At 37.2% G+C, this 13292-nt stretch carries 11 protein-coding genes and 3 pseudogenes; 2 read left to right on the top strand and 12 right to left on the bottom strand.

From position 1 onward, the window contains the following. Positions 1-26: 26 nt before the first annotated feature. The 6 genes and pseudogenes from I6758_RS04245 to I6758_RS04220 all read right to left on the bottom strand — a co-directional run. Positions 27-478, bottom strand: a pseudogene (locus I6758_RS04245) (IS30 family transposase); the annotation flags it as partial. 76 nt (positions 479-554) lie between these two features. Further along, positions 555-1710: pseudogene (locus tag I6758_RS04240) on the bottom strand (IS3 family transposase). Between the two features lie 205 nt (positions 1711-1915). Then, positions 1916-2086, bottom strand: a pseudogene (locus I6758_RS15195) (helix-turn-helix domain-containing protein); the annotation flags it as partial. Positions 2087-2222: 136 nt separating this feature from the next. After that, positions 2223-3215, bottom strand: a complete 993-nt coding sequence (locus I6758_RS04230) for an aldose 1-epimerase family protein (protein ID WP_196603958.1) — start codon at positions 3213-3215, stop codon at positions 2223-2225. Positions 3216-3237: 22 nt separating this feature from the next. After that, complete coding sequence (locus I6758_RS04225; RefSeq protein WP_196603957.1) at positions 3238-4725, bottom strand: FGGY-family carbohydrate kinase; 1488 nt, start codon at positions 4723-4725, stop codon at positions 3238-3240. Between the two features lie 15 nt (positions 4726-4740). Further along, positions 4741-6135: an L-fucose/L-arabinose isomerase family protein gene (locus I6758_RS04220; protein WP_196603956.1), complete on the bottom strand. Its 1395-nt coding sequence runs from the start codon at positions 6133-6135 to the stop codon at positions 4741-4743. A 1169-nt stretch (positions 6136-7304) separates the two neighbouring features. Here I6758_RS04220 and I6758_RS04215 point away from each other — a divergent pair. Further along, a complete protein-coding gene (locus I6758_RS04215) occupies positions 7305-8105 on the top strand; it encodes a TrmH family RNA methyltransferase (protein ID WP_196603955.1) in 801 nt (266 codons plus the stop codon). A 416-nt stretch (positions 8106-8521) separates the two neighbouring features. On the opposite strand, the gene I6758_RS04210 is transcribed toward I6758_RS04215, so the two are convergent. The 6 genes from I6758_RS04210 to I6758_RS04185 all read right to left on the bottom strand — a co-directional run bounded on the left by I6758_RS04210 (position 8522) and on the right by I6758_RS04185 (position 12387). Next, entirely contained in the window at positions 8522-8812 is a 291-nt protein-coding gene (locus I6758_RS04210) for a putative quinol monooxygenase (RefSeq protein WP_196603954.1), read from the bottom strand. A 48-nt stretch (positions 8813-8860) separates the two neighbouring features. Continuing rightward, on the bottom strand, positions 8861-9397 hold the full coding sequence (locus tag I6758_RS04205) for a flavin reductase family protein (protein WP_196603953.1): 537 nt from the start codon (positions 9395-9397) through the stop codon (positions 8861-8863). Positions 9398-9529: 132 nt separating this feature from the next. Continuing rightward, positions 9530-10105, bottom strand: coding sequence for a hypothetical protein (locus I6758_RS04200; RefSeq protein ID WP_196603952.1), 576 nt, complete (start codon positions 10103-10105; stop codon positions 9530-9532). Positions 10106-10471: 366 nt separating this feature from the next. Next, positions 10472-11014, bottom strand: a complete 543-nt coding sequence (locus I6758_RS04195) for an LptA/OstA family protein (protein WP_196603951.1) — start codon at positions 11012-11014, stop codon at positions 10472-10474. A gap of 51 nt (positions 11015-11065) precedes the next feature. Next, the gene (locus I6758_RS04190) at positions 11066-11503 is read right to left on the bottom strand and encodes a hypothetical protein (protein ID WP_196603950.1); all 438 of its coding nucleotides are present in this window, start codon (positions 11501-11503) and stop codon (positions 11066-11068) included. 17 nt (positions 11504-11520) lie between these two features. Further along, positions 11521-12387, bottom strand: a complete 867-nt coding sequence (locus tag I6758_RS04185; protein WP_196603949.1) for a lysophospholipid acyltransferase family protein — start codon at positions 12385-12387, stop codon at positions 11521-11523. A gap of 309 nt (positions 12388-12696) precedes the next feature. On the opposite strand from I6758_RS04185, the gene I6758_RS04180 reads away from it, so the two are divergent. After that, a complete protein-coding gene (locus I6758_RS04180; protein WP_196603948.1) occupies positions 12697-13275 on the top strand; it encodes a TetR/AcrR family transcriptional regulator in 579 nt (192 codons plus the stop codon). Positions 13276-13292 lie beyond the last annotated feature (17 nt).

Raw genomic sequence — 13292 nt, 5'->3', positions numbered from 1 at the left:
AACACTTTGGTAAAATGACGATGATCTCAGGCAATATAAAGTTTATCGAGAAAAGCGTCAAACAATTCTTCCGGTGTCTGGTAGGCAAGTCGCTTGCGCGGGTGGCTATTCAATTTAGCCAAGTAATTGTTTGTAACACGCTCAATCAGGGTTAAAACAGCAGCTTCTCTGCCTTTTTTCTGCCAATTACCGTGTCAGCTTCCCAATGGCCGAATTCTGTGCGTAAATCTGCGACGTCAGGACGCTCGTCAATGCTGCCACCTTTCAGACTTTTATGCTTTCGGGTTCCTTTTTTGTTCTGTTTTCGCTTGAGAATTTCAGGCAACTCTAACAGCGATAGCGGCAAATTACCAGCAGGCATTTCGTTATATAGGGTCTTCGTGCATACCATTTCTTTATCAGCAAAGAGCTGGTGCAGGCGCGCATGACCGACGCAAGCGTCTAACGACCACTTTTTTGCCCTAACTTGCGCAACCACCTGGCCTTTCCCCACGCGGTTAGACACCGAAAACGAAAGGAATCACTCGATTTCGTAAAAATGCTTGATTTATCACCTACGCTGCCGATTCCCGTACAAGCCTTGCGGCATAATATTTTTCCGGCGTCGTATAACCAATGCTGGAGTGAATCCGCTTCCGGTTGTAAAAAATCCAGATATACTCGAAAATCGCGGTCTTGGCTTCGTCTCGTGTGCGGAAGTGTCGGTCGTTTAACCATTCCTGCTTCAATGTACCCCAAAAGCTTTCCATGGGAGCGTTGTCCCAGCAGTTACCTTTGCGGCTCATGCTGCTGATAAGATGGTTTTGGGACACCATTTGCTGGTAAGCCTTGGAGCAGTACTGACTGCCACGATCTGAGTGCAGGATGCATCCTTCGACATTGTTTGTGTGATTTATAGCATCTTGCAGAGCATCCATGACGAGCTGCTTCGTCATCCGGATTCCCATGGCTACGCCGACCATTTTACGTCCGCACAGATCCATGACACCGGAAAGATATAGCCAGCCTTCGTCGGTAGGAATGTACGTGATGTCACTGACCATCTTTTCGCCAGGATGTTCAGCTGCGAAGTCGCGGTCGAGCAGGTTTTCGTTAACAGGCAGGTCATGATCAGAGTATGTTGTTGCCTTAAATTTACGACGAGCCTTGGCACGAAGGTAATTTTCGCGCATGATACGTTCAACGCGCTTGTGATTCACGGGATATCCATTATTGCGGAGTTCCCGTGTGATACGCGTCGAACCATAGGTGCGATAGTTCTCATCATGAATTTATGAATCTGCTGAAGCAGATCTGCGTTTGTTTTATCACGCAGGCTCGGCTTACGCCGCAGCCACGCGTAGAAACCGCTTCTGGACACCTTGGCCCAGCGCACCATCTTCGCAATCGGATATTTGTCGCGGTTTGCTTGGATGTAGTAATATCGGATCACTTCAGGTTCTTGGCAAAGAAGGCACTGGCTTTTTTTAAGAATTCATTCTCCTGCTGAAGATACTTAACCTGCTGACGAAGTTTGCGCAGCTCGTCATCGTCAGCACGGAGCTTGCCGCTTCCAACGAATGGCTGCTCTGGATGCTTCAGATATCTGGTCTTCCACGTATATAACGAGTTGACGTTGACGCCAATTTCTCTAGCGACCTGGCTGGCAGGAACGCCACTCAAAACCCGCTTAACGGCTTCTTCTTTAAATTCGTTGCTGTATTTTGTCAATACTCTCACCTCATGAATGTATTTTACCATTCATTTTAGCTGTCTAGCAAAGCGGGTATAGGTCAACCCACTTAACAAAATCTGAGCAATGTGTGATATAATGCGGCCTTTTGCACTTCATTCGATTCATTTCATATACTGCAAGGCCTCGTTTGGCGCTGTACTCCGGTGCACGGCCTCTATAGCTTTTGCGCCGCGGTGTACCGCGGCGCAGCTCATAAAGGATAGTACTTGGCGAACAGTTGATTTCTCGGGCGATTGCCCGTAGAGAATATCCTTGCTTGTTTAGTTGTTGGATTGCTCTGCGTTCTTCCCGTCCCAAGTGCTGACCACGTTTTCGTTCAGGAGCTACTGTGATATAATTATGACAGTCCATAGTGATTGTCTCCTCTTTGGTTAATGGTGCTGTGAGAACTCCATTTTACCATTTGATGAAAAATCACTATGGACTTTTTGCTAACTGTTCATTTTCATTTTATAATGAACCATAAGTTAATATTTAGAAATAAACCTTATGAAATTACTTTTTCCCATTCTTTAATCCCTGCTAGCATAGAAATTGTTACTTCATAAGATATACTTTCATAAGGTTTTAAAATTTTAAGATTACCTTCCTGACGCATTTTGTTTCTTCCATCAGGATGACAATTCCCCGGTTCTAAACCTAAAACATAATCTCTCTCTCCCATCATTTTCCATTCTGTGAAACAATTTAAATTATTTTTATCAAAAGAGATTAACAAGCCTTGATCAATATCAGAATTATAAACGGCTGCCAATCCCTTTTTAGAAAAATGATGAAAATAACATTGTTCTTCAAATCCAATTGTTGGAGAAATAATTTTGTTCCAATTTCCAATATCTTTCTCTGCATGATCATTTCTTGGTTGTACTTCATCAGAGGGAATATATATCAATGTCTTTTCTGACAAAAGTGGATAACCAATATTCATATGATATAAAATCATTAATGGATAATCTTTATCTCCCCTGTTTTCCACATAATCTTTAATGGTAATTATATTTTCTTTCAATGAACAGATAATTTCTCTCCTTAATAGTAATTTATGAGAAAAAATCTGTTCATCATTAATAAGCGCATGAACTTTGATTTCTTCACAATTCTTTTCAAAATAAATATATTCGACCGGAGTGTTACTAACTGTTCCATGAAGTGGTAATTGTTCACCTTCATCTTCGCATGGCACACCTACGGCGGCTAAACCGCAAGTAGTAAGAAAGCCGGCCGTGAATGATTTCAAAAATCCAATGTCTTTATCGTCATAATATGATGGAGCTACATAACCATTAGGCGAAAAATATCCCATATTGATACCGCGAAAACTTAGCCTTGATATATCTGCACATCGATCAGCTGAAACAGTAAACTCTAATCCCTTACCATTTTTTACTAAAAATAATCGCATACCATCACCTTTTCCACCTATCAAACGATGTTCTTCAATCCCTGACAACTGGCTTTCATGTCCAATATATTTATTCACTCCGCAACATCCTTCTTTCTATTTAAACTAGTGGACGTACAGCCTTGTATAATTCTTTATATTTTTCATAATATTTCATATAAGCATTATGTTGTTCCTTTCGTGGATAAAATGTACATCTCTCTTTAATCATTCTTTTTGCAGCGTGTTTCAAATCTTTGAATACTCCTGTAGCAATTCCAGCCATCATGACACAACCTGCAGCTCCTGCTTCAGTGTTATCAAGTGAAGTGACTGGTAAACCTAATATGTCCGCTTTCATCTGCATCCACACTTGAGAAGTCGCACCTCCACCTGTAGCTCTCAATTTTTTAATATAAATTCCTGCTTGCTGTAATTTTTCCAGATTTAAACGCATTTCGTATACTATCCCTTCCATCATGGCACGATATAGATCAGATGTACTATGCTCCAGAGTAAGACCAACGATTGCTCCTTTAGAATTTTCATCCATATATGGAGTTGCCGCTCCTGCAAAATGAGGGAGAATCAAAATCCCTGTTGGTTCATCTTTCATCTGTTTTTCCAAAACATCATATACAGATTTATTTAACCGTTTAGCCTCTAACTTTTCAGCTTTAGCTAAATTGTTGATATACCACGAAACCAATGCACCTCCGGTAAATAAAAAAGCATATGTTACATATTTATCAGGGAACAAATATGGTATAATCGCATAGCCGCTATTTTCCATTATCTTAAATTCTGGCAGCTTATCAAAAACAGGCGTAATACACTCCACTGTACCAGCACCATCGACCGCACACCCGCTATCAATCATTCCTGAACCAACAGCAGCAGCTACTTGGTCATGTCCTACCGGGACAACAAAAACATTCACATTCAAGCCAAATTCTTCTACTATATCTTTTCTTATCACACCAGCAATCGTTCCGCTGGTAATTGGCTCAGAAAATAAATTTTTATTAATACCAGCTGCACTAAAAATTTCATCACTCCAAGTCAATTTATTAATATCAAATCCCATGCTTCTTGTTGCCAATGAATAATCAATCACAGTTTTACCCGTCAACATATAAATTATATAGTCTTCCATCATTAATATATGTCTAGTTCTTTCATACTCATCAGGGAAATGTTTTTTTATCCACATCACCTTAGGAAGACTATACATGCTGTGCGGACTGACTCCTGAAATACGCGTAATTTTCCTCTTTCCTAATTTGGCTATTAATTCTCCACATTCATCTGTCCCTCTGGGGTCAGTGTAAAGCATGGCATTTCTTATCGGTTCATCCTTATCATCCAATAACACGCAGGTTTCACCAAAACTGGTAACTCCTATCGCACTGATATCAGGATACTCATGTGCAGCTGATTTAATAACCTTTTTTACGCCCTGCCATATATTTTCGGCATCAATTTCATGTCCATTCGTATTCCTTGAAACAGGATTATCATTATAAAAACGATTTTGGTAAATCCCCTTTTTATCATATATGGTAATTTTACATCCAGTTGTTCCGATATCCAGTCCCGCTAATAACATATTTATACTCCCCTATTATTTATCAATAGAGACTACATTATATTTCAAATAAGTATTAAATGCTTCTTCCAATACCTGTTTGTAATGGCCCTTAGCTATGGTAGTGTGATGCTTGAACCCACCTCTAGCAAGAAAAATCAGTTTATTTTGCAAATCTGGAATCTCTCCCACACCTGCACAGCCAAAATATCCAGTTTCAATTTTATCATCAGTGAATTTGCCTTCACTAAAATAAATAGTAATTTTGCCATCTTCTGTCTTACAATTAGAAAAAGTCATGGGGAATGCAGCAATTCTTCCCTCATTAGAACCCCATCCACTTCCAGGATCACCTTTAGCAAACATTTTATGTTCAGTAACAGTGCCTTCCCCCTGCATTAAAGCTTTAGCCGTAGAGCCACAGTGGAATAAAATTACTTTATCGGGATCATCTCCATAATTATTGTTCCAATCTAAACATGCTGCCGGGCCTTGACTAGCAAGACTCAAAGCACGCATTGTAATAGCAGAGCACATATCTATTTCGCAGGCAGCTACGATACCTCTGTCATTTAATTCACTAATCAACACACAAGGACAAACCCTTAAATATGTCTCCATCTCATTCCAGCAACGAAGTGAAATAGCATCTAAATAATATTCATCAATATATTCATCAATGACAACACTGATCTTTGCTAACGTATTTTTCCTATCTTCCGGGACTTTGGAAAAATCTGTATATTTTTTCAAAATTTTCTTTTTTTCCTGTACTTTTTCATCATTGTTATTTTTATTGCGAACTTTTTCAAACAAATCAGATAAATCAAATGATTCTACATTAACACCATGTCTTTGCATCGTTACTTCATCAAAGCGCACCGTTTTAAATGCTGTAGTTCTTGCTCCGATACAGCCAAGATTAAATTTTCTCATTCCTCTTACTACTCTGCAAATTGCAGCAAAATCATTCAGATTTTGTCTAAATATTCCAGATCTCGGATTTACAACATGTGGCTTAAGTACCGTATATGGTACTTTGTATTGTTCAAATACATCTGTAACAGAAAATTTACCACAAAAAGCATCTCTTCTATTAACAAAATCCATCTTTCCTATTTCATCAGGATATGCCTGCATTAAAATAGGCACTTTTGCATCTTGCAAGGCGGTAATAGCACCATTTTCATCAATAAAAATAGGCATGCAAAGAATAACGCCGTCATATTCCCCTTCATGTGACTTCAACCATTCAGCATATTTAAAACCCTCTGCCCTTGTTTCCACTGCACCATAACGCGTTGCATCTTCACTCATTATGAGATAATCATATCCAGCATCTGTTACCGCTTTTATCATATCTCTTCTAGCACTTTCAATTAATTCTGCTGGCATAAAACCTCTGTTACCAAAAAATAATGCAAATTTCATATCTAACGCTCCCTTTTATATTATATTTATTTAAACTCATTTATAGTATATGGTTCAGAATAATTTAAAAATAGTTACATTTATGTAAAAAATAGTAAATTCATTTTTTGTATAATATTTTTTGAGAGAAAGATAATGTATAGTGAAGTTCGCAAAAAAAAATAGGAAAAACCATTGGTAATTCCCCAAAAAGATAATTGATTAAGCAAACCTAAAAGAAACCGGAATTTTATGTTTTTTCCTATTTTGACTTATCCCCGGAGAAATATTCGGGATGGGGTAGGAGAATCTGAATCTTGCAATGTATTAACTATTGAATTCATATAGGAATAATTTACAAATATCTGCAAGGCTGTACTTGAAAAAATTAAATTCTGTTTGAAAGAGACAATTGTTTTAGAAAACAATTTGGGAAATTTTTAGTGCGGTTTTATGATCTTACATCTATGGATTGTATTAAAATTGATTCGATTAATATACTAGGGAATGATTAAATCAAAAAATTTGTCGCCAGATAATCATCGTAGAAATTTTACCGAGCATATATTTTTATATCCGGTTGATTATATAGTACCCAAGCGAAATATAAAGAAAGTTGGTCACTGAATCATTGTTATGTTAAATTGGATATATTACAACAAGATTCAAAAAAAAATTTATTTCTTAATCTCTTCGAAATTACTTTGTATTTTGCGAACTACTATTGGCACTAATTATTCTTGTTCAGATTTTAATATTTGTATAATTGAGCAAAATAATAGATATTTCCGTAATTAATTGATAAGCTATTTTTCTATGAACAGTAATTGCTAGAAGTAATTTATCTTGCTATACTAAAAATGTTATTAAAGATGTTTTTTATATATCCTGAAAATTTATATCACAGATTGGCTGTGGAAAAATGCTGAATTTATATTTTGCCCAGTAAACTCAGCAGAATTATTTCGGTATATTCCAGTTATGGGGAATGGGCTTGATAAAATTTTTTAGAAGACGGCAGCAATATAATTTTTTGTATATATATTGTTCTTTTAGCGGCAGGACCGTGTTCCTTACGACAGATCTATTAATTCTGTGAAGTAAAAATAAAATTATCGGCACGGTTTGAAAATTACTGTAATAGCACAGCATCCTTAATAATACATTAATGTGAGGAAGATGATATTTTTTTGGCTAACATTATAGAAGTGCATGATCTGGCTGCTCCTGAGCTGACGCTGTTCAGTCATTTAACAGAAGCGCAGCTGCGTAATCGGTCAGATCCTGAAAAGGGGATATTTATCGCAGAAAGTTCTAAAGTAATAAAATTGGCTCTGAAATATGGCTGCAAACCACTAGCTTTCCTAATGGAACGTAAACGCATCACGGGACAAGCACAGGATATTATTAGAGAGTGCGGAGATGTTCCCATTTACACGGGGGACCGCGAATTGCTGGCAAAGTTGACCGGCTATAAGCTCACACGCGGCATCTTATGCGCATTGACTCGTCCCAAATTGGCAGCAGCGGAAAATCTGATAACCAAGGCTCGGCGAATAGCTGTACTTGATGGTATTACAGATTCCACCAATGTCGGAGCTATATTTCGTTCTGCTGCAGCTTTGGGTATGGATGCTATACTTATCACTCCGTCCTGCTGCGATCCTTTATGCAGACGGTCGGTGCGTGTCAGCATGGGAACGATTTTTCAATTGCCATGGGCGCGCATAGGCGAGGATATTTCTATATTGAGGACCTGGGGGTTTAAAATAGTTGCAATGGCCTTGAATCCAGATTCTGTGGGCATAGAAGATAAAAAATTGGCCGCCGAAAAACGGCTGGCCTTAATTTTTGGCAGCGAGGGCTATGGTTTGTCATCAGCTGTTATAGCTGCTTGTGACTATGCAGTAAAAATCCCCATGGCTCATCAGGTAGATTCACTCAATGTGGCCGCCGCAAGCGCTGTGGCATTTTGGCAGCTGAGAATATAATTCTGTTGATCAAGAATTTTTACCAGACACATATGATATATATTGCAGAAGATGGTAAACCCTGTCACCTCATTGGCAGTGAACGATGCTGAAGACACGATTAACCTATCTGTGCTGTTTTTGTGTGAAAGATAATGGGATAATCTTCTGGTGAAGTTAATCGTAATCAACTGACAGTTTTGTGTAAATAAGTTAATTGCGCTAGAATATAGGCAATAATGAAAATAGGCATTCTTTTTCTGTAACAAAACATCCAAGTTAATGTTCTTATTTTACATTAACTTGGATGTTTATAAATGGATTATAATTAAATCATTTAAAAAAAATGAAGGCTTCCGAAATTTTCGGAGGCCTTTTTTTATTGGGAACTTTATACGAACTATTAAATATAACAGCGAAGAAAAAGAATTATAGTGTTATACCACTTTTTTATAGCAATTGATTTCTCCGGGTTTTTCAAGAAGTCCATTGAGATACGGGAAAAGTTCCTTAAAGTGTTTAGAGGCCATATGCTTGTCAAGCGCGTCCTGGTTTTCCCATTCTTCTATGAACGTCAATACTTCGGCATGCTGCAGATCCTGAAATATATCGTAACTGATACATCCGGAGTCTTTTTGATGTGTTTCTTCCACAAGTTTTTTGGCAGAGGCTAGGAAACTATTGATTTTATCCTGTTTTACTGTCTGCTTTGCTACAACTTTGATCATGCTGATGCAACCTCTTTTCTATAATGCATATGCATAACAATTTTTTATTTACTCTATAATGTAAGCACTGACAATTTCTCCGTAATAAACGGTGTGAAAATCTTTATTTGCACCATAGAAATTACTGGCTACATCCCGAGGATAGTATTCCCTTTTAGTTTCTTCTCCAATGGCATGCTCGTTATGCTTTTGTTTATAAACGATTTTGCATTCAAGCGTCAAGGGCAGCTCTTTGATGGCGGGAACCGCTATAATTTCAGGCGGTTCCAAAGTCAAATTTAAATCTCCGATTTTATCAACTTCATAGCCGGATTTCGTGCCGCAGAATCCCGATATTTTTTTATTGAAATTGCCGTATGGAATGTTAATTGTGAATTCCGGATTTTTTGCCAGCTGAGAGTTCGTAAATCGATTTTCTCTTACAAAAACTGTAAAAGTCGGTTTTCCCCAGACGATACCGAGATTTCCCCAGCCTATCGTCATCGAATTTATTTTACCTTCCGCCTTTGTAGTCAGCAGAATACCGGTGCCGAGTGCCTTCATGATTTCATTGGCATAAGCAAATACTTCGATTTTTTTCTTCACAGCCTATGATGCCTCCTCAAATACTGTCAGAATGAAAACAAGCCGAACAAATTATATAATCTTACCATATTTATACTGTATAGTATAGATCATACGGCAATATTTGTCCAATAATTATCTATGATATGGAATTTATATATGTACTTTTGCCGCGTCATTCAGCCTGTCCAGACTGATTCCTAAGTCTATATCATTTTTTACTGTATATTCGAAATTCATGCCTGCGGGGCAATTTACCTGCTTTCCCTTAAAAAAGATTCCCGAAAAAGGAAGCAATATATTGCTGGCAAGGCCGGTGTAACTGCGATCACCTTTAAATTTTATCTCTTCTTTATTCAGTGTAACGGTTATACCATTTGGCAATGCATAGTTATCTAACAGTATTCTTATGACAGCACCTTGCCCGGCTAGTTTACTTGCTTGTGCTTTTTTTAGCGTGCCTGTTAACAGTGTATCCTTTGGAATCAAAATGGTGTTATCAATGGACAGATCTTTTAAGAGTTTTATTTGTACACTGTCTCCTGCTTTACTTGTTTTACTGCTGATTTCAGTCATTAGTTCAAAATTCAATACAGTTCCCTTGGCAATAAAAGCATTTCCGGGAATTACCGCAGCTGCCTTTTCCGCACGGCATACGTTCCCAACAACAAAAAAAGAACTTATCACTAATAAAAACAAGGCCGTCTGTAAGAAATATTTTTTCTTCATTTTCTCATTACCTCTCTTTTAATAGGCTTCAAATTTCTGATTTGAATAATCGAAATATATCTGCAGTCAGGAAGAACATCCTCTTTTTATTGCCGGCAGAAAGCTAAACTGATCGGATAATATATTTATTATTATACAATAATATTTAAAATAAAAAAACATAGGAAGTTTCATAAAACTGCCATAAAATATGTGTTTACCAAGAAGAAATTGGCTTTTTATAAATAAACTTGCTCACTGGTTGAAAATAATTTCCTGTTTAAGGGGATTATCAGAGAACAAGATTAAATTTTATAGGCAATTCTTTTTTCCATATATTTAAAAATCATGTCAAGATAATGAAGATCAGGGTACTGTTAATAATTGTTATATTTTTGCTTTCTGCTTTACGACGGAAGTATCAATATCATGCTCCAAAAATTTTTTTTCATTCAAATTATATTTGATTTCATCGTATTTTTCAGTTTTTCCATCCTGCTGTACTATTACATTGCCGGAAAAATCAGCAATTTTAGTTTCCCAGTTGAAGGAAGTCTGGTCCGCTTTTACAAACAGATTTTCGCAGGAAAAATCGGTTCCGCCTTTTACGATTATAGTTTTTGTGCGCCATGAACCGTATAAGTCGCTGCCACTGAAATTTATTACAGATGAACCGCTGTCATTGCCGCCGTAAACACATTTTATATTTTTTTGTGCCCATACCTCAAAGGACGTAAGATTTACCTGAGCCGCTCCGGCAGTTACGAGAAATTTGTCAGTCTCAACACGTACATTGCCAGTTAGTTTATATGTCCCGGATAAAATATCAAAGTTAGTATTATCCGCGGTGATTTTAGGCGAAGCAGATGCCGCGCATGTGTAAAAAAGCATTATCAGTACCAGTGTATAAAATATTTTTCGTATACGCATAAAAACCTCCGTAAAAATTTTCAGGGAATAGCAGATCTCTTGCTAGTGCTGTCATTTATGACGGTTCGCCAAAATATCGGAAATGACACGAGTAAAAATTGATCTGAGCTGTTCAAGTTCGCGTTTGTGACGTTTGTCTTCACGTTTTTGCCGTTCTCTCCATTCATGCCGTGTTTCATGCGGACGCCGTCTCATTTCTCTTTCATGACGTTCATTTTCATTTCTCATGCGTTTTTCATATTCATCCCTGCGGTTTCTATCCTTTGCACGATCATATTGAGGTTTTTGCCTATTGCCTGATTGAAGGTTATTTTCATGCGATGATCCAGGGAATGAACTGTACGTATTATTTTCTGTGAGATAGCTGATGCTGTTGTCCGGGTCGATGTTTGTGTGAATTTTCGTATCTGCTGAAGCATGAACTGTGCCAGAGGAAAATTGCACTGCGGCGATAAAAGCGACCATCGTCAATTTATTTATGTAGCTCATTTTACTTACCTGCCTTTTTATTTTCTATTTTTTGTTTTCCAACGATTATAGAGCCAGAACCAGTCTTCCGGAAAATTTCTTATACGATTTTCCAATAAAAATGATATATGCTGCATCATATCATATACAGCTGTATCTGTATCTTCCCTTTTTTCTAGCCAAAGAGGTTCACAAATTTTTATATGATGGATTCCTCTACTGTCCTGTTTAATAAATGCCGGAATAATCGGACAGCTGCACATTTGGGCAAGTATCGCTGCTCCCGGAGGAGTGGACGTCCGGCGACCGAGAAATTTGATAAATACACCGGTATCCTTGCCGTCAATATCGATAAAGATCAAGGGTATTTTATTGCCTCTTAACATTCTGATCACTTTGCGCAGTTCCTCCTTGTAAAGTACTATTCCTTTTGAAGGCATACTGCGATACATATTGAGGAATCGTTCGAATTTATTATTTTTTTGCCGTTTTGTCACTGCGACCATAGGGAAGCCTTTATAAGCGAGTGCCGCACCGAGTAATTCCCAATTTCCGCAATGTCCGGCAACCATGACAGCTCCTTTTTTTTCGGCTAGAGCGGCATTCAAATGTTCCAGTCCCTCAAATGTTACCGATCTTGCTATATTTTTTTCAGAAAAACTGGGATATTGCAGAAAATCAACAAGCATGCAGCCAAATCTTACAAAACTGGCTTTACTTATTGCATGAGCCTGCTCTGAGGACATGCATAATGTCTCGCAAATATTTTGTTCCATCATTTTTTTCTTGCGTTTGGGGAGAAAAAACCATGCAAATGTTCCTAATAGGCTGCCAAATTTTAGTTTGCTCTCACCAGGTAAATGAAAAAGAATTTTACTTATAGTCACCAACAGGATATTTACCATTGACTCCCACCTTTACAATAGAAAGTAATTTTCAGGTTTTTGATCATATTATTAATATTATTGATTAAGATTATTAGTCGACCCGGGTTGATTATATTTTATCAACCCGGGTCGACTATGTCAAGATATCTTTAAAAATCGTATAATGAATAACTAAACAGAAGGGTATGGTACTTGCATTTTCTTTGAAATAATAGTAGTATTCCTTTGAATATATTTTACTATTGCCATATTATGTGGAGTGTAATTGAATTTGACATTTAGGAGGAATTCATTATCAGAAACGAGTCTGCCAAACGGAAAAGACAATTGATAGATGCCGCTTTTGAACTGTTCGATACAGTTGGCTATGAGAAGACAATGATTATTGATATTACTAAAAAAGCCAATATTGCCAAGGCTACTTTCTATTATTATTTTCCAACTAAAGAATCTATATTGTTTGCAATTGTCGAACAATATCTCATGCAGGTGGCAGATGCCATAAAAACAGAGTTTTCTCAGAAATCAGCTTTGGATAAACTGCAGTTTTTAATGCATGAATTTTTTGTGCCGCATTCTATTGATAATATAGTCATCAATCTCGAAAAGGATGATCATGGAGAACTTGCGACAAAATTATGGTACAAATCACAAATTTTGTTGAATCCTATATTGCGGGATATTCTAAAACAGGGAGTTTTTGAAAAAACTATGAGTATTGTTCACATAGATGAGGTTATATCATTTTTTTGGAATATTTTTTCCGTACTTTTAAATTCAGTTCATCAAAAAGAGGAAGATGATATATTTGAAAAAAAACGTTCTATTACGATCACCTTGTTGGAAAAACTCCTGGGAATTAATGAGGGAGTGTTAATTATTTCCAGAAAATGCAAAAAGATTTAAAGGATTGTACAAAAAAA

The organism is Pectinatus haikarae (assembly GCF_015732185.1).
Lineage (GTDB): Bacteria > Bacillota > Negativicutes > Selenomonadales > Selenomonadaceae > Pectinatus > Pectinatus haikarae.
Note: the sequence above shows the minus strand (reverse complement) of the source record. Positions and strands in the feature narration are given on the sequence as shown.